At 67.7% G+C, this 22,329-nt stretch carries 17 protein-coding genes and 1 tRNA gene; 8 read left to right on the forward strand and 10 right to left on the reverse strand.

Annotated elements, in window-relative coordinates; all coding sequences use genetic code 11:
- Positions 1–5: 5 nt before the first annotated feature.
- Positions 6–1,982 carry a glucosamine-6-phosphate deaminase gene (gene nagB, locus VFU06_08825; GenBank protein HEU5209501.1) on the reverse strand — a complete coding sequence of 659 codons (1,977 nt, stop codon included), beginning with the start codon at positions 1,980–1,982 and terminating at the stop codon, positions 6–8.
- A 68-nt stretch (positions 1,983–2,050) separates the two neighbouring features.
- On the opposite strand from nagB, the gene VFU06_08830 reads away from it, so the two are divergent.
- Complete coding sequence (locus VFU06_08830) at positions 2,051–3,727, forward strand: D-aminoacylase (GenBank protein HEU5209502.1); 1,677 nt, start codon at positions 2,051–2,053, stop codon at positions 3,725–3,727.
- Between the two features lie 94 nt (positions 3,728–3,821).
- Here the strand turns inward: VFU06_08830 and VFU06_08835 are convergent, their stop codons facing one another.
- The 4 genes from VFU06_08835 to aroF all read right to left on the reverse strand — a co-directional run bounded on the left by VFU06_08835 (position 3,822) and on the right by aroF (position 6,576).
- Positions 3,822–4,289 carry a YbhB/YbcL family Raf kinase inhibitor-like protein gene (locus VFU06_08835; GenBank protein ID HEU5209503.1) on the reverse strand — a complete coding sequence of 156 codons (468 nt, stop codon included), beginning with the start codon at positions 4,287–4,289 and terminating at the stop codon, positions 3,822–3,824.
- 63 nt (positions 4,290–4,352) lie between these two features.
- Positions 4,353–5,240, reverse strand: a complete 888-nt coding sequence (locus VFU06_08840) for a prephenate dehydrogenase/arogenate dehydrogenase family protein (GenBank protein ID HEU5209504.1) — start codon at positions 5,238–5,240, stop codon at positions 4,353–4,355.
- A complete protein-coding gene (locus tag VFU06_08845) occupies positions 5,240–5,530 on the reverse strand; it encodes a chorismate mutase (GenBank protein ID HEU5209505.1) in 291 nt (96 codons plus the stop codon). The genes VFU06_08840 and VFU06_08845 overlap by 1 nt, the downstream gene beginning before the upstream one ends.
- Positions 5,527–6,576, reverse strand: coding sequence for a 3-deoxy-7-phosphoheptulonate synthase (aroF, locus tag VFU06_08850; GenBank protein ID HEU5209506.1), 1,050 nt, complete (start codon positions 6,574–6,576; stop codon positions 5,527–5,529). Before aroF ends, VFU06_08845 begins: the two co-directional genes overlap by 4 nt.
- 540 nt (positions 6,577–7,116) lie before the next feature.
- Here aroF and VFU06_08855 point away from each other — a divergent pair.
- Positions 7,117–8,049 (forward strand): transposase, encoded by a 933-nt coding sequence (locus tag VFU06_08855; GenBank protein ID HEU5209507.1) that lies wholly within the window; start codon positions 7,117–7,119, stop codon positions 8,047–8,049.
- 188 nt (positions 8,050–8,237) lie between these two features.
- On the opposite strand, the gene VFU06_08860 is transcribed toward VFU06_08855, so the two are convergent.
- Complete coding sequence (locus tag VFU06_08860) at positions 8,238–9,134, reverse strand: M55 family metallopeptidase (GenBank protein HEU5209508.1); 897 nt, start codon at positions 9,132–9,134, stop codon at positions 8,238–8,240.
- A 272-nt stretch (positions 9,135–9,406) separates the two neighbouring features.
- Between VFU06_08860 and VFU06_08865 the strand changes: the two genes are divergently transcribed.
- From VFU06_08865 to VFU06_08875, 3 genes are all read left to right on the forward strand, one after another.
- Positions 9,407–10,396, forward strand: coding sequence for a TM2 domain-containing protein (locus VFU06_08865; protein HEU5209509.1), 990 nt, complete (start codon positions 9,407–9,409; stop codon positions 10,394–10,396).
- A gap of 84 nt (positions 10,397–10,480) precedes the next feature.
- Entirely contained in the window at positions 10,481–12,733 is a 2,253-nt protein-coding gene (locus tag VFU06_08870) for an NADP-dependent isocitrate dehydrogenase (protein ID HEU5209510.1), read from the forward strand.
- Positions 12,730–14,091, forward strand: coding sequence for a hypothetical protein (locus VFU06_08875; protein ID HEU5209511.1), 1,362 nt, complete (start codon positions 12,730–12,732; stop codon positions 14,089–14,091). Before VFU06_08870 ends, VFU06_08875 begins: the two co-directional genes overlap by 4 nt.
- A 63-nt stretch (positions 14,092–14,154) precedes the next feature.
- Here VFU06_08875 and VFU06_08880 read toward each other — a convergent pair.
- Both VFU06_08880 and VFU06_08885 read right to left on the reverse strand, forming a co-directional pair.
- Positions 14,155–14,237, reverse strand: a tRNA-Leu gene (locus VFU06_08880).
- A 164-nt stretch (positions 14,238–14,401) separates the two neighbouring features.
- Positions 14,402–14,959, reverse strand: a complete 558-nt coding sequence (locus VFU06_08885) for a DUF305 domain-containing protein (protein ID HEU5209512.1) — start codon at positions 14,957–14,959, stop codon at positions 14,402–14,404.
- Between the two features lie 261 nt (positions 14,960–15,220).
- Between VFU06_08885 and VFU06_08890 the strand changes: the two genes are divergently transcribed.
- The 3 genes from VFU06_08890 to VFU06_08900 are packed head-to-tail and all read left to right on the forward strand — an operon-like array spanning position 15,221 to position 20,172.
- A complete protein-coding gene (locus tag VFU06_08890) occupies positions 15,221–15,571 on the forward strand; it encodes a PadR family transcriptional regulator (protein ID HEU5209513.1) in 351 nt (116 codons plus the stop codon).
- A complete protein-coding gene (locus VFU06_08895) occupies positions 15,568–18,240 on the forward strand; it encodes an ADOP family duplicated permease (protein HEU5209514.1) in 2,673 nt (890 codons plus the stop codon). The genes VFU06_08890 and VFU06_08895 overlap by 4 nt, the downstream gene beginning before the upstream one ends.
- A 51-nt stretch (positions 18,241–18,291) precedes the next feature.
- Positions 18,292–20,172, forward strand: a complete 1,881-nt coding sequence (locus VFU06_08900) for a chloride channel protein (GenBank protein HEU5209515.1) — start codon at positions 18,292–18,294, stop codon at positions 20,170–20,172.
- Between the two features lie 48 nt (positions 20,173–20,220).
- Here the strand turns inward: VFU06_08900 and VFU06_08905 are convergent, their stop codons facing one another.
- Positions 20,221–20,751 carry a hypothetical protein gene (locus VFU06_08905; GenBank protein ID HEU5209516.1) on the reverse strand — a complete coding sequence of 177 codons (531 nt, stop codon included), beginning with the start codon at positions 20,749–20,751 and terminating at the stop codon, positions 20,221–20,223.
- Positions 20,748–22,283 carry a hydrogenase iron-sulfur subunit gene (locus tag VFU06_08910; GenBank protein ID HEU5209517.1) on the reverse strand — a complete coding sequence of 512 codons (1,536 nt, stop codon included), beginning with the start codon at positions 22,281–22,283 and terminating at the stop codon, positions 20,748–20,750. The genes VFU06_08905 and VFU06_08910 overlap by 4 nt, the downstream gene beginning before the upstream one ends.
- Positions 22,284–22,329: the final 46 nt, after the last annotated feature.

The following is a 22,329-nucleotide window of genomic DNA, read 5'->3' on the forward strand; positions in this document are numbered from 1 at the left end:
ATGGATCATGCCCGAACGGACGGGCGATCCGATGCGCGGCGCATTCCCGGTGGCGTGGCAAGGTCCGCCGTGCTGATCGTGCGCGACTCGAGCGGCTGTCCGTTGCGACGCACGACGTAGCTCTCCATCGCGTAGTACTCGGGCAGCCCGAGCTGGTCGACGTACGCCGCTGTCGCCGTGTTCCGCTCCTGCACACGCTGCCAGAACTCGCGGTCGTCGTGCCCCGGGAAGGGTGCACGATCCTTCTGGCTCTGGTGCTTGAAGATCGCGAGGATCTTGAGCTTCAGCTCGTCCTGCGAGAGCGGCACCAGGATATCCGACTCGCCCACCGACCACTCCTGCCACGCGCCCCGGTAATACCAGATCGTCGGCGCCTCGCCCGAGTACTGCTCGAGCGCCGCGTGCACCGCCTCCAGGCACATGCGGTGCGTGCCGTGCGGGTCGGACAGGTCGCCGGCGGCGAACACGTGCGTCGGTCGGTGCTCCTCGAGCAGATCCAGCACGATGCGGACGTCCTCCGGCTTGATCGGATCCTTCTTGACCTTGCCTGTCTGGTAGAACGGCAGGTTGAGGAAACGGGCCTGCTCCCGCGACATGCCGAACGTCTCGATGCCGGAAACGGCTTCCGCCTCGCGGATCGACTTCTTGATCGCCTGCAGCGCGGGCGGATCGATCTCGCCCGGCTTGCGCTGCGCAAACCAGCGCTCGATCTCGTCGGTCAGCTTCAGCATCTCGGTGTCGTGCAGATCGAAGTCTCGATCCACGCGGCGCAGGAAATCGAGGTAGCGTCGCACCTCGTGGTCGAACACCGCGATGTTGCCCGACGTCTGGTACGCGACGATGATGTCGTTGCCATTCTCGTGCAGCTTGTTCAGCATCCCGCCCATCGAGATCACGTCATCGTCGGGGTGGGGGCTGAAGACGACGATGCGCTCGTTGTGCGGCAGCCGGCTCTTGCCTCGGACCTTCGCGAGCAGCGCGTTGAACACCTCGCCGTTCAGCGGCCCGGGCTCGCCGTAGCGCGACAGCAGTGAGCTGAGGTGGTGCTCCCGGTAATCCAGCGCGTCCAGCTTGAGCAGCGATTTGCCCGTCGTCTCGCTCAGCCAGATGAGCGCGCGGATCTCCAGCTCGCGATCCCAGCTCACCTCACTGACGACCCACGGCGTGGCGATGCGGGTCAGCTCGGCCGCCGCGGCACGGTCGAGATAGAACGTCGCATTCGGGTGCTTCTGCAGGTATGTCGCCGCGACGTCCGGTGAGATCTGCCCCTCGACCGCGCGCTTCACGATGGCTGCCTTGTGCTCGCCCGTCGCGAGGATCGCGATCTCCTTGGCCTCCATGATCGTCGCGACGCCCATCGTGACCGCCTCGAGCGGCACGTTGTGCTCGCCGAAGAAGTCAGGAGCTGCGTCGCGGCGGGTCAGGGTGTCGAGCGCGATCACGCGTGTCCTGCTCTCGAAGCCGGAGCCCGGCTCGTTGAATCCGATATGGCCGGTCTTGCCGATGCCCAGGATCTGGAAGTCGATACCGCCGGCGTCACGGATCGCCTGCTCGTAGCGGGCGGCCTCGGCCTCCACCTCCTCGCGCGGTACATCACCGCGTGGGAAGTGGATGTTCTCCGGCCTGATGTTCACGCCGTCGAACAGGTTTTCTTCCATGTAGCGCCGGAAGCTGTGGATGCTGTCCGGCTTCATCGGGTAGTACTCGTCCAGGTTGAAGGTCACGACGTTCGAGAAGTCGAGCCCTTCCTCCTGGTGCATCCGGATCAGCTCGCGGTAGATCTCGATGGGCGTGCTGCCGGTCGGCAGCCCCAGCACCGTCGGCTCGCCGCGGCCGTTCCGTTCGCGGATCAGCTCGGCCACCCGGTCCGCAATGAGACGTGCAAAGTCGCCATGCGCTTCCACGATGACGACGCGGATCTTCTCGCGTACGGTTGCCGCGGAGGGGCCGCGGGGTGTATCGATTCCGGTCGTTGCTGACATTGGCATCCTCGTCCAGGTGGCCCGCCGCTGCAGCCGGCCACACATGCAACTCTCGTGAAACGCTCATTATGAAGCGACGTACCTTCCTCCGCCACACCGGCGCCGCCCTCGGTGCTGCCGCGCTCGGTCCCACAGCGGTCCACGCCGCGGCAGCGGGCCCGGCTCAGGCCGCGCTCCTGCTGCGCGGCGCCATCGTGTACGACGGTACCGGGGCGTCGCCCTTCGAGGCGGACGTGCTGGTCGCGGACGGTCGGATCCGAGAGGTCGGGTCCCGCCTGGCCGCGTCGGGCGCAGAGGAGGTGCGCCTGGCCGGTCTCGCCCTGGCGCCGGGGTTCGTGGATATCCACTCCCATACGAGCACGCAGGTGCTCGCGAACCCGCGAGCCGAAAGCAAGCTGCTCCAGGGCGTCACCACGGAAGTCGCAGGGCAGGACGGCAGCTCGGTCGGACTGTGGACCGATGAGGAATTCGAGGCGGCGCGGGAGCGCTATCGGCGCGACGGCGTCGACCTGCAGTTCCGCGACGTCGCAGGATTCCTGGCCCAGGTGGACCGCCAGGGCGCGGCGCTCAATATCGCCAGCATGATCGGCACCGGCAGTGTGCGCGGCTTCGTCGTGGGTGAGGATGACCGGCCGGCGACGCCGGATGAAATCGCACGGATGCGCACCCTGGTCGCGGACGCGATCGCGGGCGGCGCATGCGGCATGTCCTCCGGCCTGGAGTACACCCCGGGCGGCTTTGCATCCACGGACGAGCTGATCGCCCTGGCCGGAGCGCTGCGCGGCACGGGACTGCCATATGCGAGTCACATGCGCAACGAGGACGACCGGCTGCTCGCGGCGATGGAGGAAGCGATCCGCGTCGGCCAGGGCGCTGGCGTGCCGGTGCAGATCTCCCACCTCAAGGCACAGGGGCAGCGGAACTGGTGGAAGGCGGACCTCGCGCTCCGGCTGATCGAGGATGCACGTGACGCCGGGATCGACGTCATGTTCGACGTCTACCCCTATGTCGCTTACAGCACCGGACTTTCGAACCTGTTCCCGATCGACGCGCTCGACGGCGGCACGGAGGCGTTCCGCGGGCGACTGCGCGACCCGCAACGATCCGCTGCGCTCCGGCAGGCAGTGCTCGCCAAGGTCGAGAGCCTGGGCTCCTGGGACTCGGTGCAGGTCACGTCCACCGGTTCGGAGGAGTACGCGTTCGCCCGCGGCAAGCGACTGGGGACACTCGCGGCCCAGCGCGGCGTCGACCCGTACGACCTGCTCGTGGAAATCCTGCTGTCCGGCGGCGGCGGCATGGTCGGCTTCGGCATGAGCGAAGAGAACGTGCGCAAGTTCCTCGTGCATCCACTGGCGATGATCTGCTCCGACGGCGGCGCATACACCGTCGACACCAGCAGCTCACCGCATCCGCGCAACTTCGGCACGTTCCCGCGCGTGCTGGGCCATTACGTTCGGGATGAGCGGCTCATGCCGATGGAAACGGCGATTCACAAGATCACGATGATGCCGGCCCGCAGAATCGGCGTCACCGACCGCGGAACGATTCAGCCCGGGATGGCCGCGGACCTCGTCGCATTCGACCCTGCAGCCATCATCGATCGCGCAACCTTCGAGGCGCCGAAGCAGTACGCGACCGGCATCCGGCACGTGATCGTCAACGGCACGTTCGTCCTGCGCGAGGGGGAGTACACCGGTGCGTACCCGGGCCGTGCGGTGCGGCCGGCGGGCGCCGCGAGCGGATGAGTGATGGCCGCGTCGCGCTGGCGGCAGCGCTCACCGGCGCGGGCGGCAGCGCTCACCGGCGATTACGGGAACGGCGTCGCGCTGGCGGCAGCGCTCACCGGCGCGGGCGGTCGTAGGTGCCGCGGAGGAGTGCTTCCTCGAGCACATGTCCCTGCATCGCATTCTCGAGCTGCGTGCGCGTTGCGCCCGGCTCCAGATCGAGCTCGGTGTCCAGCGCGTAGAGCATGAAGCGGTACGTGTGGCGTCGATCCGGTGGGCAGGGCCCGCCGTAGCCGATCCGCTTGAAGTCCGTTGTTCCCTGCCGTGCGTTCCCGAACGACTCGAGCGTTCTGTCCGTCGGCACGTTCTCGGGAAGCTCGCCGACGCCGGTCGGCAGATTCCACAGCAGCCAGTGCACGAACGTCCCCACCGGTGCATCCGGATCGTCCACGATCAGCACGAGGGTGCGCGCATTCTCCGGCACTCCGTCGAGCGTGAGCGGCGGCGAGATATCCGCGCCGTCACACGTGAAGCGCATCGGGATCTCCGCGCCGTCCTCGAAGGCTTGCGATGTGATTCGCATTCTGACCTGCCGTGCAGGGGCGGGTTCGTCCATCGGCGTACGCGCGTGCAGGTTCTGCACCCGTCATACCCGAAACGCCCTGCCCTCCGCCAGAAAGCGATGCAGCAAAGTTCGATCCCCGGAGGCAATGAGCTGCCGCAGAGTCTCGATCTCTCGCGTGAGGCGGTCCAGCGCATCACCGACGTTCGATGCATTGTCCAGCAGGATGGCGCTCCACATGTCGGGATCACTCGCCGCCAGTCGCGTCGTGTCGCGGCCGCCAGGCCCGAGCTGATCGCCGGCGATGTCTGCGGCCAGCAGCGCCCGCGCAAGCGCACTCGCGGTCGCCTGCGGAAGGTGGCTCGTCCAGGCGAGCAGAGCGTCGTGCTCTTCTGCATCGATGAGTTGCGGCTTCGCGTCCAGGCGCTGCCAGAAATGCCAGGCCCGGTCGCGGAGGGTCGGGGCAACACCGGCTGCCGGGCACAGGTACACGGTTGCACCCCGGAACAGGCCCTGCCCCGCAGCAGCCAGGCCGGAGCGGTGGTCCCCCGCGAGCGGGTGGGCACCGACGAAGCGGGACCCCAGCGCACTCGCGTCCGCGGCGCGGACGATCGACGTCTTGGTGCTGCCGACATCCATCACGAGACACTGCGGGTCGAGTTGCGCGACTCCATCGAGCACCTCCAGTGTCGCGTCGACCGGAACCGCGATCAGCAGTACGTCGACCTCCGGGAGGCGCTCGAAACGGCTGCCCAGTGGGCCCTGGATCACTCCGGCAGCCAGGCCTCGCTCGAGCGCCAGCGGGTCTCTGTCGTGGGCGAGCACTCGAACGCCAGCGGCCGCGAGATCGTGCGCGATCGAACCGCCTATCAGGCCGAGGCCGACGATCCCGACCGTCGCGTCCACGAATGCTGCGTCGGCGATGTCCGCGGCCCGGATGAGCTCTGCCTGCCCCTGCGTATCCGCCGACATCAAGCGCCCTGCTGCGCCCGCCTCGCGCTCGCGATCAGCTTCCAGAACACCGCTCGCACGTCCTCTTCGTCGAGATCATGATCGCGGGCAAGCGCGGCCGCGCGACGCACGACGGCCGCCTCCCGAGCGGGGTCCAGTGTCGGAATCCCGGCCGCCCGTTTCGCTGCACCGATGGCGCGGGCGAGTCGCTCCCGCTCGGCCAGCAGTCGGACGAGCTCGGCGTCCAGTTGTTCCAGCTCACGACGCAGCGCAACGAGTGCGGCCGGTGCGGATTCGTCCGGTGTGTTCATGCGGCTGCAGCAGCTTCCGGCGCGTGCAGCGAACGACCCGCAGCCGCCGCGAATGGCTTCAACTGCTCCATCAACTGCGCGAACTGCGCCGGATGAAGCGACTGATCGCCGTCGGAGAGCGCAAGCTCCGGCTCCGGGTGCACCTCCACGATGAGCCCGTCGGCGCCCGCTGCGACCGCGGCAAATGCGAGCGGCGCCACCAGCGATGCACGACCACCGGCGTGGCTCGGATCTACGATCACCGGAAGGTGCGTCTCCGCCTTGAGCACGGGAATCGCGGCAACATCGAGCGTGTTTCGCGTCATCGTCTCGAACGTGCGGATCCCCCGCTCACACAGCACCACTGCAGCGTTACCCTGCGCCATGACGTACTCCGCCGCCATCAGCAGCTCATGCACGGTAGCGGACAGTCCCCGCTTCAGCAGCACCGGCCGCTGCACGCGGCCGACCTCGGCGAGCAGCGAGAAGTTCTGCATATTGCGCGCACCGATCTGCAGCATATCCGCATGCTCCGCCACGAGCTCCACCTGCCGCGGATCCATGACCTCCGTCACGACAGGCAACCCCGTCTCCGTGCGCACCTCCGCCAGTAGTCGAAGCGCCTCCACGCCCAGCCCCTGGAACGCATACGGCGATGTCCGCGGCTTGAATGCTCCACCCCGCAGCATCCCGGCACCCGCGGCACGCACCGCGTGAGCAGTCGTGCGCAGCATCTCGTGGGACTCCACCGAGCACGGTCCGGCTACCACTGCTAACCCGCTCCCCCCGAACACCGCCTGCGCTCCGTCGCCAGCGCGTACGGTCGTCTGCCCTGCCGCGAACTCGCGCGATGCCAGCTTGTACGGCTTCATCACCGGGGTGACCGACTCCACCCCGGGCAGGCTCAGAAGCGAAATCTCGCGCAGCCGAGTCTCGTCTCCGATGCAGCCGATGATCGTGCGCTGTTCACCGCGCGACACATGCGTCTGCATCCCGAGCAACTCCACCCGCTCACGGATGTGATCCAGCTCTGCCTCTGTGATACCCGACCGCGTTACGATGATCATGGTCCCCCTCCGCCGCCGCAGCGCACGGGAAAAAAGAAAGCGGCCCGTGGAGTCTTCCACGGGCCGCTCGTGCGATGCCGGTACCAGTCGCGCTATGCGCGCAGACGCCGCCATTCACGACCCGTGTGCGGGGTCGCAAAATAATAGTAGCGGGCGGCTGCGAAGTACCGGTTCGTCATACCCGAATCGTAAACCCGAGCGGCAGTGCCGCGCAAGTAGGGGCGCTCGCGACCGTGGCGGAGTGGGCGCACGCAATGGTGGAGCGGCGGTGCACGACGGATGATATCGCTGACATCGATGCGGCCGGACGGCGGTCTACGGACGGCAAAGGCCGGGCGGACGGCGACGTGGGCCGGCGCGTGCGGATGGCGGCGCGCCCGACGCGGGACGACGGCGGCGCGCGCCCGACGCGGGACGACGGCGGCGTGCGCCCGACGCGTACGGATAGCGCGCTCATCACACCCCGGTCTCCCTCTTCGACTGTTCGCGCAAGATGTTGGGACGATCGCCGGTGCTCATTCAGACATGGTGACGCCCCGGTTGCCCACCAATCCGTCTGGAATGTCACCACATCCGAGTTCAGAATCGCAGACGGCAGCTGTCCTGACCGCGATCCGCCTCGCCCGCTTCAACAAGGGCATCCGATGCGTGCATTGCGGATCCCAGGAAATTGTACGCTGGGGCACATTCCGGCAGCGGCAACGGTACCGCTGCAACGACTGCCGGCGAACGTTCAGCGACCTGACCGGCACACCCGCAGCGTGGTGCAAACGACTCGATCGATTGCCTGCTTATCGCGACTGCATGACCCGGAGCATGACGTTGCGTGCAAGCGCCAGCGCGGTGGGTGTGCACCTGACCACGTCGTTCCGCTGGCGCCACAGGTATCTCAACGCAATGCAGCCGCTCGAGACCGTTGTCATGACGGGCCTGCTGGAGGTGGCGGAAAGCTGGATCCTGTGCGCGGATACGGCCCCAAGATTTCGTGGACGCCCCCGGCGACGTCCTCGCCGAACGATGCTCCATCCACTGGGACGACGAAGCTGGCTATGCTGTATGCGGGACCGATCTGGCCGCTCGATCACGCTATATGTCGGAGAGGATCGTCCCAGCCGTGTCGAGTGGACCGCGCTGCTGGAAGAGATGACACATGCGCCGACGGGAATCATAGGACAGCTCGGCCCACTCAGGGAAGCACGAGTTGCTGCCAGGGAGTTCGGCATTCCCGCGCATCGCGCACGCAGCCCCCTGCGCAACCCGGTGACGCTGCTGCTGAGTACCGAGGGTGCCGTCGGGCTCCTGCATCGGTTGCGACGCTGGGTCCATCGGTTTCGAGGTGTGACACGCAGATACCTGTCAAATTACATCCTGTGGCACGACATGCTCGATGTGCATCGCACGACCGACTTCCGCCTCGACAGGATGTTCTGCTGGCCACTTGATGCATCCAGGGAGCCCGAAGCGACATGGTGAGCGCAAGGTCGGGTCGTTTCGCCCGATTCGGGCCAACACTTTCCGCGAACAGTCGCAGACGACCCGCGGCGACACTGCTCCCTGCCCCGACCCACGGCGCGTCCTCCCACGCCTCCCACGCCTCCCACGCCTCCCACGCCCTCCCACGCCCTCCGCGCCGTGAGTCCGAAGAACTCACGCCCGCGCCGTCAGATCGTGACGAAGCGGTACATCAGTCGGATGAGGCGATAGGCAGCACCCATGTCGGGCGCTGTGAACTCAACCGTGTAGCCATCGACCTGTCGCACGCCCGGTATGGCCTCCAGGATCTGCGGACGCGTAACCTCGTCGAACCGGATCCGGACTTCGATCGAGCCCCGCACATCCCAAGGCCTGGCACGTTCCAGCGTTGCGAGTGCGCGCCGCGTCGTCGTCGCCAGCTCATCCTGCACCTGGCGCGGGTGACGCAGCCGGGCCGACTGCGGTGTCACGGCAGTCTTGGTGACAACCGTCGCGGCCGGCACGTTCTCGGTGAACTGAGCCGTGAATGCCGAGTCACCTGCGGCGAGGATGACCGGTACGCCGACAGAGCCCGCGTATGCGGCGTTCATCTCCCCTTCACCTGCTTCGATGCCGTTGATCCAGAGTCCCTTGACGCGACCGGACCCCGTATGAGCCAGGAAGCCGCGCGGCGTTCCAGCGCGGGCATGGTAGCCCAGGAAGATGGCGGCGTCGAACGTCGCATCCAGCCCCTCGACCATCCCGAGCGGCTTGATAGCGCCCTGGATGTACGTGGTGCGCGGGTCCAGCTCTGTGTGCAGCAGGTTCTGCATGTCGCCGTGCGAGTCGTTGATCACGATCTCCGCGGGCCCGGTCGCCAGAATGGCGGACACCACGGCATTCACTTCGTCGGTCATCAGGCGACGTCCGGTCGCGTAATCCTTGCCCGTTGCGGATGTCAGATTGCTCGTGCCAATGCCGCTGATTCCTTCCATGTCGACGGAGATGAAGATCCGGCGGGACTGCTGGGCTCGCGCGTCGGGAGATGTAGCGAACAGCAGCAGGAATGCGCACAGGAAGCGCACGGCCATGCACTGACGGTGCATCTGTCTCTCCAGGGTTGTCGGGAAAGGCACGTAGAGTGGGCAACTTACGGCGGGAGTGGACACTCGCGCGAGCCGCGACGCTGCTGGCCGGTCTGTTCGCGGTGCCGGTCGTGATCGCTGCTCCATGCGGTCCGTTCGACGACCTGGACGACCGGCCCGAACGGATTCTATACGACGAGAGGGTCAGTCCCGGCCGGTGCCGGGCCCGCTTGTTCGGGCGCCCTGCACACCCCACCTTGAAGGCGTCCGACACGTCCCCGCATCGAGCCGCCATGTTCCAGTCACCGTCAGTCGGGATCAGCGCCAACCGGCACGTCGACGCGGATTTCGCGGCGGACGTGCTCGCGGATCTCTACCAGTACCCGCACCGCAAGCGCTGGGCGGCATGGCTGCTGTGGGCGACGCTGGGGCTGTTCGGAGCGCACCGCTTCTACCTCGATCGGCCGGGCTCCGCTCTGCTCTACATGCTCACGGGCGGCGGCTTCGTGTTCGGCTGGGTCGTCGATGCGTTCCTGCTTGGGCGCATGGTCGCGGAGTACAACAGCGACCAGGACGCGCGGCACACGGCCGGCCGACCACCCCGCGCCCTCGACTTCATGCCGCCGCTATCCCGCGACGTGCTCGCGCAGCCGCCCGCGTGGATCGAGCAATGGCGCAGCGCCGGCGCAGCCCGGAGCGGCATGCGCCTTACCGGCGACGTCCTGGTGCTTCTCGTCACGGGGATCCTGCTGGGTTCGATCGCGGCCTCGGCTGGCGTCTACGAGGCGGTCGTAGCGATCGCCGTGCTGGCCATCCTGACGGCGCTGGGAGGCAGTGTCGGCAGGCTCGATGATCTCCCGATCACACAGGAGCTGATCCGCTGGAATCACCGTCTGCGGCTGTTCTATTACTACAACCGCCCGGGCAAACCGCTCGCGCTCCTGTTCCGGCCTTTGACAGCCGCGATCTCGGCCCCGTTCCGGCGGCGGGACCGGGCGGAGGTCAGGCTGTACCTGCAACTCGGCGGTGTTCTCACCGGGCTCTTCCTGGTCCTCGACCTGGTCGAGGCAGTCGCGTCCGATGGGCTGTCAGCGCTCGGCCCGATGAGCCTGTTCGGACTCTGGATGCGCGAGGCCGTCGCCACGTTTCTCGTGATCTACGCCTTTGCCACGCCGATCGGTGCGGTGCTCACGGTGCACCTGCTCATGCGACGAAGCCATTTCGTGCCGCGGCTGCTGAGCGCCCTCGTGCTGGTCGCGATGCTGCTCGGCATCCTGGGGTAGGGCACACCCTTACAGCGCGATTCTCCGGATCGACCTATAATCAGGGCGTCGACTGCCGGGCGTTCACCCGTACCCCTCGAGCTCATGCGCGCATCGCCTTCGATCATCTACACGTGGACCGACGAGGCTCCCTTCCTCGCGACACACTCCTTTCTTCCGGTCGTACGCGCGTTTGCCGGCGCTGCGGACGTACCCGTCGAGACGCGTGACATCTCGCTTGCCGCCCGCGTGCTCGCCGCGTTCTCCGACCTGCTGCCCGAGGCGCAGCAGCGCGCGGATGACCTGGCCGAGCTCGGGCGCATCGTCGAGCGGCCGGATGCCAACATCATCAAGCTGCCGAACATCAGTGCTTCGGTACCTCAGCTCAAGGCGTGCATCCGTGAGTTGCGTGCGAAGGGCTTCCCGCTGCCGGACTATCCGGACGAGCCCGGCACCGATGAGGAGCGTGACATCCGCGCCCGCTACGACCGCGTGAAGGGCAGCGCAGTCAACCCGGTGCTCCGCCAGGGCAACTCCGACCGGCGTGCACCGAAGGCGGTGAAGGACTTCGCGCGTGCGAACCCGGCACGCATGAAGCCGTGGCCCGCGTCATCCCAAACGCACGTCGCGACGATGCAGAGTGGCGATTTCTTCAGCAACGAGGAGTCGATCACCTTCGATCAGGCGACGACGGTGAGCATCGAGCACGTGGCGCCGGACGGCACGATCAGCGTGCTCAAGGACGGTCTCGCGTTGAAGCCCGGCGAGGTACTGGATTGCACCGTGATGAGCCGCCGCTGGCTGGTGGAGTTCCTGAAGGAGCAGGTGCGAGACGCAAAGGAACGCGGAGTGCTGTTCTCGCTGCACCTCAAGGCGACGATGATGAAGGTGTCCGACCCCATCATCTTCGGCCACGCCGTGCGCGTATACTTCGAGGATGTGTTCGAGAAGCACGCCGATGTCTTCGAAGAGATCGGCGTCAACGCCAACAACGGACTGGGCGACGTCCTCGCCCGCGTCGCGGAGCTGCCCGAGCCGCAGCGGAGCGCTATCGAACGGGACATCAGGAACGCCTGCGAGGCAGGTCCCCCGCTCGCCATGGTCGATTCCGCGCGCGGCATCACCAACCTGCACGTCCCCAGCGACATCATCATCGACGCCTCCATGCCGCCGATGATCCGCGACGGCGGACGCATGTGGAACGCGGCCGGCGAGCTGCAGGACTGCAAGGCCGTGATCCCGGACTCCAGCTACGCGGGCATCTACCAGGCCGTCATCGAGGACTGTCAGGCACATGGCCAGTTCGATGCCGCGACCATGGGCAGCGTGTCCAACGTCGGACTGATGGCCCAGAAGGCGGAGGAGTACGGCTCGCATGACAAGACGTTCGAGATCGGTGGAAACGGCATCGTGCGCGTCGTCTCGGCAGATGGCGACGTGCTCGTCGAGCACACGGTGGAGGCCGGTGACATCTGGCGCGCGTGCCAGACGAAAGATGCCGCAGTCCGCGACTGGGTGAAGCTGGCGGTGGCGCGCGCCCGCGCGACCGGCAGCCCCGCCGTGTTCTGGCTCGACCGCGAGCGCGCCCACGACGCGCAGATCATCCGCAAGGTGGACGCGTACCTCGCAGAGCAGGACACCACCGGACTCACGATCGAGATCCTGAAGCCAGCCGAGGCGATGCGCTACTCGCTCGAGCGTATCCGCCGTGGAGAGGACACCATCTCGGTGACCGGAAACGTGCTGCGCGACTACCTGACCGACCTGTTCCCCATCCTCGAGATCGGCACGAGTGCACGCATGCTGTCGATCGTGCCGCTGCTGAATGGAGGAGGGCTGTTCGAGACGGGCGCGGGTGGCTCCGCACCGAAGCATGTGCAGCAGTTCCTCGAGGAAGGACACCTGCGGTGGGACTCGCTCGGGGAGTACCTGGCGCTTGCCGCCTCCTTCGAGCACCTCGCCGACCGGTTCGGCAATACCGGCGCCCGCGCACTCGCGACGACACTCGACGTGGCCACGGCAGCGTACCTGCAGAACGGTCGCGAACCTTCGCGCACGGTGAACGAGCTCGACAATCGCGGCAGCACATTCTACCTGGCACTGTACTGGGCGCGCGCACTCGCGGAACAGGACGGCGATCCAGCGCTGGCCGCGCGCTTCCGCCCCCTCGCGGCGGAGCTCACGGAGAACGAAGGCAGGATCCTCGACGAGCTGAACGGTGCGCAGGGATCGCCGCAGGACGTCGGCGGATACTACATGCCCGATCCGGAACGTACTGCAGCAGCGATGCGGCCGAGCGCGACGTTCAATGCCGCACTCGACGTGCTCGCAGGCCTGCAGGCGCGACAGGCGGGATGAGCCGACAGCGCGGGAACGCGGATCAGCGCGCCGATACCCGGCAGCGCAGGCGGCCGCCCTCGCCGCCCGCGCTGTGGCGCATCGCCCTCCCTGCCCTGCTCCTGCTTGCCGCCTGCGCGACCGCGCCCGCCACTCCGCGGACCCCGGCGGCGCCGGCAATCGGCTGGAAGGGCAACCTCCACACGCATTCGCTCTGGAGCGACGGCACTGATTTCCCCGAAATGATCGTCGCGTGGTACCACGACCACGGGTACAACTTCCTCTCCCTGACCGAGCACGACCTGCTGCAGCGCGATGAACGCTGGGTCGACGTGGAGGCGGAGGACGCCGGCTGGCCACCGAGGAACGCGTCCGCACGCAGGGCGCTGCCCGGATACCGCGACCGCTTCGGCGTCGACTGGGTCGAGGAGCGCGCCCTGCCGAACGGACACCTGGTCCGCCTGCGCCTGCTGGAGGAATACCGCGAGCGGTTCGAGCGCCCGGGCGCATTCCTCCTGATCGAAGGCGAGGAGATCACGGACGCGGCGGGCACACACGTGAACGCACTCAATCCGGAAGTCGCAATCAGGCCGCAGGGCGGCGAATCCGCCGCGGAACGCATACGCAGCAATGTGCTCGCCGTGGCAGCCCAGGAACGACGGCTCCGGCGCCCCATGGCTGCAATCGTCAACCACCCGAACTTCACCTGGGCGTGGACAGCGGAGGACATCGCCGCCGTCCCTGAGGCCCGGCTGTTCGAGGTGTACAACGGTCATCTGCTCGTCAACAACGCGGGCGACTCGCTGCACGCGAGCAGCGAACAGATCTGGGATGTCGCGCTCGCGCTGCGACACGCCGCGGGGGACCCGCCGCTTTACGCGGTTGCAACCGATGACGCACACGATTACCGCGAGTACGGCGACACGATCTCGCGTACCGGCCGGGGATGGGTCATGGTGCGCACCGCCCTGCTGCACCCCGACTCGATCATGAATGCACTGGAAGCCGGTCGGTTTTACGCGAGCACCGGCGTTGCCATCCGCACGGAGTCACATGATGCAGAGGGCATGCGCATCGAAATCGACGCAGAGCCGGGAGTGACCTACCGCACACGCTTCATCGGCACGCGCACAGACGTGCCGCTCGACGGCGAGCCGGTGCTCGATGCGGACGGAGACACGCTGCGCACCACGATGCGCTACGACGAACGCGTGGGTGAGGTGCTGGCGGAGGTGGAAGGAGCCGTCGCCGAGTACCGGTTCCAGGGAGACGAGCGCTACGTGCGCGCGCAGGTCACGTCATCGCAGCCTCACCTGGATCCCACGACCGGGATGCCGCTGGGCATTCAGCAGGCATGGCTGCAACCGGTCTTCCGCTGACCCGACGACAGCCATAGAAAACGGCCGGGGACACGCCCCGGCCGTCTGCATTCCGCCTTCCAGTGCTCGGGGTGGGACTCGAACCCACATGGGCCGAAGCCCGGAGCATTTTGAGTGCTCTGCGTATGCCATTTCGCCACCCGAGCAGCGACCCGGTGAATTTAACCGGCGGTGCCCCACCCCGGTAGATCGGCCTCCCCCATCGATTCCGTGCCACACACGGGGGCAATGCTGCCCGGGTTGCGCCGGCCGCTGAAGCGCCGTGCGCGCCCGGCTGCGTCGGGGAGGGATCCGGAGAATCTCCCCGAGTTTACTGAACCGCCTCCCGGATCTCGTCCTCCATCTCCGGCGTTACCGCAGCCGGTCGCGCTGGAAGCTCCGTGTCACCTCGCTCGCCGCTCCGGTCGATGTCCTCCAGCAGCAACTTCATCTGCGCGATCTCACGGACCTGCGACTCGATGATCCCGTCGGCAAGCTCCCGCACACGCGGATCGCTGATACTCGCCTTCCGGGCGTTGTTGATCGCTATCGAATGATGCGGAATCATCGACTTCATGAAACGCACGTCGTTGACGACCGTCTGACTCCTGTTCGCCAGCAGCAGTACGACAGCCAGCACGGCGGCACCTGCCAGGACTCCGACCTTGAGGCGAGCTCCTTCGTACATCGACCACATGAACGCCAGCATCACCACGGTCATCACGCACCCCATGACGAGCGAGGCAAGCAGGCGATTGACGCTGAACGTCGCGTGATCGAGCGAATAGATGAGCTGGTACATGAGGAAGAACATGATGAACGTGGACACGCCGATCATGGCCGCGAACCGTCCCCAGCTCATGCCCATCTTCTGCTTCTGCTGTTGCATGGATCGCTCCGGGTTCTGAGGCATCGCCCTGCATGCGTGGGTAGCGGTGCACGCTCATGGTCTCGACAACCGCCTTCTTCGGCGTGCCTGCTGCGGCCGTCAGCGGCGGACGCCACTGCGCGTCGGCCGCATACGCTCGCTGCTTCGCTGGCACAGCCCGTTCCAGCGGTATCGCATGTCCGGTCGTGGGACATCCCCGTTCTCTTGACAGTCTACAGAGCACCACCCAGCTTGCTGTAGACAACCAAAAGGAGAGCGACGATGGATGGACGGCGCGGTGAGCTGCTGCAGGGCACGCTCGAGCTGCTCGTGTTGAAGACACTGTCCGTGCAGCCGATGCATGGCTGGGGCATCGGCCAGCAGATACAGCAATTATCGAAGGACGTGTTCCAGGTGAACCAGGGATCGCTCTACCCTGCCCTGCAGCGGATGAAGGCGAAGGGGTGGCTCACCTCGGAGTGGCGGGTGACTGAGAACGGGCGGCGCGCGCGCTACTATGCGCTGACGGCGGCGGGGCGCCGGCAGCTCGAGGCGGAGCGGCGGGACTGGGAGCGCTCGTCCCAGGCGGTGAACCGGATTCTGAACGCGCGGCTGGAGAGCGCCTGGGCATGAGTGTGCTGCGCGCGCTCGGAGCGCGGCTGCGAGCGCTGCTGTCCGGGTCCGCGGAGGATCGCGAGCTGGAGGAAGAGCTGCGGTTTCACCTGGAGGCGGAGGCACAGCGTCTCGAGCGCTCCGGTATTTCCGCACGGGAAGCACGCAGGCGCGCGCACCTGTCGTTTGGCGGCTATGACCGCATTGTCGAGGAGGCGCGCGAGGCTCGGGGCTGCGCCCTTCTCGAGAACATCGGGCGCGATGTGCGGATCGCCGTGCGTGGCCTGCAGCGCACGCCCGGCTTCACGGCAATCGTGGTACTGACCCTTGCCATCGGCGTCGGTGCCACGACGGCGGTGTTCGCACTCGCCAGCTCGCTGCTGCTGCGCCCGATCCCCGGCGTCCGCGACAGCGCCGAGCTGATCGTCGTGCAGCTCGTGGACGCGAACGGAACGATTGCCGGGCTGTCGCACGCCAACATCGCCGATCTGCGGGCGGGCAGCCCGGCCCTTGCGGGCCTGGCCGGCTACTCGACCCGAACGATGCAGTCCGCCACGCCGGCGGGCCCGTCCGAGGTCGTCGCGACGATCGTGGATGGCGATTACTTCGGCGTGCTCGGAGTGTCGCCGCAGCGCGGGCGCCGGTTCAACGAACAGGAGCTGGCGGCGGACGCCGCGGGCGACGTCGTCATGATCAGCGATCGGCTGTGGCGCTCCCGGTTCAGCGGTGCGACAAACGTCGTCGGTCGAACGATCGAGCTGAACGCCAGCCCGTACACGATCATCGGCGTTGCACCTGCGGGGTTCCATGGCACGCTGCGAACCGGCGCGACCGACGTGTGGGTGCCGGTCGCTGCATACGGCAGGATGTGGCATCGTCCGATCGACGCATCCGATCGGCGTACGTCGATCTCCGATGAGCTCGTCGGGCGGCTGTCTGCCGGCGCGAGCGCGGGGGTGGCGCAGCAGCAGCTGCGCAGCGTGATGCGTTCGTTCGTACGGAGCCACCCGGACGCGAACGCCCACCTCGCGGAGTACTCCCTCGATGTGCACGAGGGCATCGGTCTCGAGGTCGGCGCGCGGGCACACACGACCCGCACCCTGCGCCTGCTGCTCGGCGTCGTGCTGGTCCTGCTGGTGACGGCCTGCGCCAACGTGGCGAACCTCCTGCTGTCGCGCGGCGTGACGCGCCGTGGTGAGACGGCGGTGCGGTCCGCACTGGGCGCGTCCAGGGGCCGACTCGTGCAGCAGCACGTCATCGAGGGTCTCGTGCTGTCGCTGATCGGCGGCGCAGTTGGTATTCTGTTCGCGCTGCTGCTGCAGCGCGGCCTGGAAGGACAGCAGCTGCTCGATCTTCCTGCGATCGAGTCCATCCCGATCGACGCCTCCGTCATCACATTCGCATTCGCGAGTGCACTCCTGACCGGCGTGCTGTTCACCGTGCTGCCGGGCCTGTTGTCCATGCGCAGGGCGCTGGCCGGCCGGCTGCGACGGCTCGGCCGCGCGAGCAGTCACGCCGGCGCGGAGCTGCGTGGTGCGCTCACCCTGCTGCAGGTCGCGACGTCGATCACGCTGCTCATCGGGGCACTCATGCTCGTGCGCACGGTGCGGAACCTCGAGCGTGTCGATGTCGGCTTCGACGCAACGGAGGTCCTCGCCTTCGGCGTGACCCCCGCACCGCAGGGGTACGGAGTCGAGGAGGCACGTGCGTTCAATCTTCGTCTCCTCGCCGCAGTCAGCGCGTTGCCGCAGCTGCAGCAGGCCGCACTCGCGACGTTCCCACCGGGCGCGGCGGAAGGGATGATGTCGCGGCTGAGTGTGCCGGGCAGCGATCGCGCGGCCGTGCAGGTGGCGACCAACGAGGTCTCGTCATCGTATTTCGAGACGGTGGGGATCCCTGTGCTGCTGGGTCGCAGCTTCACCACGACCGAGCAGGACCTGGCGCTGGACGCTCAGCCAGGCGTCGTGCTGAGCCGCACGGTCGCGGAGCGCCTCTTCGGCGACGCAGGACCGGTCGGACGGGTCGTGCAGGTGGCCGGCTTCACGGGCACCACGCAGCAGGTCGTACGGGGTGTGGTCGACGACATCCGCAGCCATCCACGCGCGGGACCACTGCCTGCCGCATACCTGCCCATCGGCTCGTCCTCACTCTCGCAGAGCCACGTGCTCGTCCGCTCGACGCTGCCGCTCGAAGAGGCGGAGCGACGCATCGGGCAGGTCGTCGCGAATCTCGATCCGGGCATCCCGTTCTTCGTTGCGGAGTCGCTCGGCGATGCCGTTCGCCGCAGCATTGCCGAGGAGCGCCTCCTCGCGCGCGTCACTGCCGTGTTCGCCGCTCTCGCGCTGCTGCTTGCGGCGATCGGGCTGTACGGCGTGGTCGCGTGGTCGGTGGCGCAGCGACGTCGCGAGATCGGCATTCGCATGGCCCTGGGCGCGCGCGCGGCAAGCGTGGTGCGTCTCGTGGTCGGCCAGTCGCTGCGCCTCGGGATCACTGGTGGCATTGCCGGCATCGCCGGAGGGTACGCGCTCTCGCGGGTCCTGGCTCACAGGATGTTCGGGGTCACACCGGTCGATCCGGTCACCTACATGCTCGCGCTGGTCGGCTTCAGCGCGGTGGCACTGGTCGCGAGCGCGGTGCCGGCGTCCTCCGCGGCCGCCGTGGACCCCGCCGATACCCTGAGGCAGGAATAGATCAGCCCGACATGCGGTTTCTGACGACCGCATGCCTCCCTATGTTTCCGCATGCCAGATCGCAGACACGACCCGAATCCGGGAGCGCACGAGGAGCGCACCGGGAGCCTTGCCGTTGCTCCCTCGATGGACGCGGCGCTCGCATCGGTGCGAGCCCCTCGCGACGAGCCCGCCATTGGCGCCCGGACGGTGCGGATTGCCGGGATCGCGATCCTGATCGGAATTGCCGGGGGCTTCATCGCGGAAGCGCTGATGCGGCTGATCGGGCTGATCAGCAACTTCGTGTTCTTTCAGCGCATCGACACGACGCTGGTCGCGCCGACCACCGAACGGCTCGGGGTCTGGGTGATCGCTGCCCCCGTGCTCGGCGCACTCATCATCGGCGTGATGGCCCGCTTCGGCTCGTCGGCGATCCGGGGCCACGGCATTCCCGAAGTGATGGAGAAGGTCCTGCACGGCGAAAGCCGCATCCCCCTGCGCCTGATGTTCCTGAAGCCGCTGTCCGCGGCCATTGCGATCGGCACCGGCGGCCCGTTCGGGGCGGAGGGTCCGATCATCGCGACCGGCGGCGCCCTGGGGTCGTCGCTGGGACAGGCGCTGCACATCACGGCGGACGAGCGCAAGACACTGCTCGCCTCCGGTGCCGCGGCAGGCATGGCCGCGACGTTCGGGAGCCCCGTCTCGGCCGTGCTGCTCGCGATCGAGCTGCTGCTCTTCGAGTACCGTGCCCGCTCGATCATCCCCGTTGCACTCGCGGCCGCGGCGGCAACCGGTGTCCGCATGATCCTGGTCGGGCCGGAGCCGGTGTTCCACGTGCCCGCCTTCGCGCAGCCGGGCGGCGGAGCCCTCGCGGCGTACGTCGTGCTCGGCGCGATCATCGGTGTGGCCGCGGCGGCTGTGACACGGGCCGTCTACTGGATCGAGGACGCGTTCGAGCGCCTGCCCGTGCACTGGATGTGGTGGCCCGCGATCGGCGCAGTCGCCGTAGGCGTGATCGGCTACTTCGACGTGCGTACCCTGAGCGTCGGTTACGTCTGGATCGAACAGATCCTTTCGGGCGAGATCGTCGGCGGGGCGCTGCTGCTGTTCGTGATCCTCAAGTTCGTTTCCTGGTCGATCTACCTGGGGAGTGGTACCTCCGGGGGCACGCTGGCCCCCCTGTTCATCATCGGTGGCGGACTGGGTGCCGCGCTGGGCGGAGCCGCACAGCAGTGGTGGCCGGCGCTCGGCGTCGAGCCGGCCGTTGCCGGCCTGGTCGGCATGGCGGCCATCTTCGCGGGCGCCTCACACGCGCTGCTCGCATCCATCGTGTTCGCGTTCGAAACGACGCGCCAGCCGCTCGGCCTGCTGCCCCTCCTCGCCGGCTGCAGCGCAGCGTACCTCGTGATGCTGCTGCTGATGCGCAACTCGATCATGACGGAGAAGCTCGCGCGGCGCGGCACGAGTGCACCGACCGACTACTCCCTCGATCCGCTGACGCAGGTGAGCGTGCGCGAAGCGATGTCGGACGACCTGATCACGCTGGACGCGGATCTGACGCTCGGCTACGTCCGGCAATGGCTCGCGTCCGGCGCGGGCGGCACGCACCACCAGGGCTTTCCGGTCACCACGGGCGACGAGTACCTCGTGGGTGTCGTGACGCGCCGCGACCTGCTCGGCCCGGAGCCCGACGCGACTCTCGTACGCGACGTCGTGAAGCGCCAGCCGGTCGTGATCTTCCTCGACAGTACGCTGCGCGAGGCCGCCGATCACATGGTGCGGGAGGGTGTCGGTCGACTCGCGGTGGTCAGCCGCGAACAGCCTGCGCAGGTGCTGGGCGTCATCACGCGCAGTGATCTGCTTTCCGGCCACACGCGCCGACTGCGCGGCCTGGAGCACGCCGAGCGCATTCTCGGGCCGCGTGCGATGCGAGCCGGCAGGCGCCGCGGCTGAACGCCCGTTCGACTGTCGGGCGGCTGTCCCGCCGTCCCGTCTCGCGCTCTACGGTCGCGCGGCGGGACCACGAACGACAAACGCGCCGTCGCTGTCGAGCGTCACCAGGCCGATGCTTCCGGGCCGCATGCGAAGCAGCGCATCCAGCGGTTCCAGCACCATCGCCTCCGCCGCGTCGTGGCGTTGCCGGGTGAGCGCCACGCGCACCCGGTACGTCGCGGGCGGCAGCGCGGTATCGAGCAGCACGTACACGGGACGGTCCTGCTTCAGCCCGCCTCTCAGCACGCGTATGGTGTCCGCCCGCGCATCATCGATCTGCCGGATCACGCGATACACGACAGGCACGGACACGCACACATCCGGCGTGCGCATGTGAACCGGCAGCGCATCGAGCTCGGCCTGCGTCCGCGGCCTGCATTCCTCCTCTGCCTCCGGACGGAACCGCCAGGACAGGCGCAGCAGGGCACGTTCGCTCGCTTCCGGTGTGTACGGCGCGCGCGCCAGCCATCCGATCGACAACAGCATCACAGCGGTAACCAGTGTCCCCACCGCCAGCCTGGTCCGCGCGCGCCCGCTCATCGCCGTGCCCCCTCCGCCATGCGGCAGAGCCGGACGATGTCGACGTCCTCGTCCGTGTCCAGACCCCTGCCCGCCACCTGCTCGCGAAACGCGATCGCCGCCGCGTGCAGCCGCGCAGCTTCACCGTAGGACGCCTGCACGAGGCAGACGCGATCACGCTCCACGCGCTCCTTGAGCTCCGCCTTGCGGCCCGCGCTCATCCGCTCCTTTGCCCACGTCACCCCCTCGCGCGTGCGACCGTCATGTTCGGCACACGCCACGACGAGCACCCCACCGGCACCCCCGCGCAGCAGCGTCTCCACGGTCGACGTGTGCATTGCGCCAACACAGGGCACCGGGAAGAAGCGGGCGCCGACTTGTTCCGCTTCCTGGCGCGCCGCGCTCCACGTGCACCCGACGATCACCACGTCGCTGCTGCCGGGCTGCTCGCGCATGAGAAACCGGCGTACATCGGCGAGCTGGTCGCGCCCCGTCACGGCCGGACCGATCGCCATCGGCGGACAGGACCCGATGCAGACACCACAGCTCGTGCAGAGCTCACTCTTCACGCGGGCAACCAGTCCAGCACGATGATCGCTGCGGGCGACCATCTCGATCGCATCGTACGGGCAGTCGTGCACGCACTGCTCGCAGCCGGTACACGTCCGCTCATTGACCTCCGCAGGCACCGCCGGCTCCGCTTCCGCGTGTCGCGCGATCCATGGCACGGACACCAGCAATGCGACCACGACGGCGCCGATCAGCCACACTGCCCACGCAGGCAGCGCCTGCGTCAGTGGCAGCCAGAAAGCGAAGAACCAGTCGACGGGGACGTTGCGCGGCTGTTGCAACAGGTCGGCGGGCAGGACATCCGGGACCGGCCAGACGACAGCAAGCAGCGTGAGTGCCCCAATGCTGCCCCACAGCAGCGGGCGCGCGGGCAGCAGGACCGGCCGCGACACACGCGCCACGTGAACCCAGACGAGCCCGAGCATCGCGATCGGCAGTGCGATGTGCGCGAACAGGTTCAGGAAGAAGAATGCGTTCGGTATGGCACGCTCGCCGGAGAATGACCTGCTGATCGGCTCACTGAAGATCGGCAGCGCGTCGAGCAGGCGTGCGCCCTCCACGGCAAGCATCTGCGCGTGTGCGTCCCACACCAGCACGTAGCCCGTCCAGCCGGACATCAGCACGATTCCGAGCAGGATCAGCCCGCTCACCCATGCCAGTGCTCGCGGCCCCCACGTGCGCCGCTGCGCGTACATCCGGAATCCGTGAACCGCAGCGGCGAGGACTGCGACGTCGGAGGCAAAGCGGTGCAGGCCCCGGATCCACCGTCCGCTCCACGCCTGCTCGCTGATGCGCTGCACCGACTCGTAGGGTGCGCCGATCCGGTAGAACACCAGCAGGTAGATCCCCGTCACCAGGAGCACGAGCAGCATGGCAATCGCGATCGAGCCGCTGTGATACAGCGGGTTCAGGCGCGAGGTGTAGACGCGGTTCGCGAGTGCATCCAGTCGGGCAAGTGCGCGGAACGCGGGGCCTGCCTGCATGTGCGGCTCGCCTGGTGAGAGGATCGGGCGCCGCGGTCGCGCCGCC

The organism is Longimicrobiales bacterium, assembly GCA_035764935.1.
Lineage (GTDB): Bacteria > Gemmatimonadota > Gemmatimonadetes > Longimicrobiales > RSA9 > DASTYK01.

Coding starts and splice junctions, on each gene's coding strand:
- VFU06_08890 (HEU5209513.1), top strand. CDS start 15,221: ATGGATGGACGGCGCGGTGAGCTGCTGCAGGGCACGCTCGAGCTGCTC.
- VFU06_08905 (HEU5209516.1), bottom strand. CDS start 20,751: ATGAGCGGGCGCGCGCGGACCAGGCTGGCGGTGGGGACACTGGTTACC.
- VFU06_08870 (HEU5209510.1), top strand. CDS start 10,481: ATGCGCGCATCGCCTTCGATCATCTACACGTGGACCGACGAGGCTCCC.
- VFU06_08865 (HEU5209509.1), top strand. CDS start 9,407: ATGTTCCAGTCACCGTCAGTCGGGATCAGCGCCAACCGGCACGTCGAC.
- VFU06_08895 (HEU5209514.1), top strand. CDS start 15,568: ATGAGTGTGCTGCGCGCGCTCGGAGCGCGGCTGCGAGCGCTGCTGTCC.
- aroF (HEU5209506.1), bottom strand. CDS start 6,576: ATGATCATCGTAACGCGGTCGGGTATCACAGAGGCAGAGCTGGATCAC.
- VFU06_08910 (HEU5209517.1), bottom strand. CDS start 22,283: ATGCAGGCAGGCCCCGCGTTCCGCGCACTTGCCCGACTGGATGCACTC.
- VFU06_08830 (HEU5209502.1), top strand. CDS start 2,051: ATGAAGCGACGTACCTTCCTCCGCCACACCGGCGCCGCCCTCGGTGCT.
- VFU06_08860 (HEU5209508.1), bottom strand. CDS start 9,134: ATGCACCGTCAGTGCATGGCCGTGCGCTTCCTGTGCGCATTCCTGCTG.
- VFU06_08875 (HEU5209511.1), top strand. CDS start 12,730: ATGAGCCGACAGCGCGGGAACGCGGATCAGCGCGCCGATACCCGGCAG.
- nagB (HEU5209501.1), bottom strand. CDS start 1,982: ATGTCAGCAACGACCGGAATCGATACACCCCGCGGCCCCTCCGCGGCA.
- VFU06_08885 (HEU5209512.1), bottom strand. CDS start 14,959: ATGCAACAGCAGAAGCAGAAGATGGGCATGAGCTGGGGACGGTTCGCG.
- VFU06_08840 (HEU5209504.1), bottom strand. CDS start 5,240: ATGTCGGCGGATACGCAGGGGCAGGCAGAGCTCATCCGGGCCGCGGAC.
- VFU06_08845 (HEU5209505.1), bottom strand. CDS start 5,530: ATGAACACACCGGACGAATCCGCACCGGCCGCACTCGTTGCGCTGCGT.
- VFU06_08900 (HEU5209515.1), top strand. CDS start 18,292: ATGCCAGATCGCAGACACGACCCGAATCCGGGAGCGCACGAGGAGCGC.
- VFU06_08835 (HEU5209503.1), bottom strand. CDS start 4,289: ATGCGAATCACATCGCAAGCCTTCGAGGACGGCGCGGAGATCCCGATG.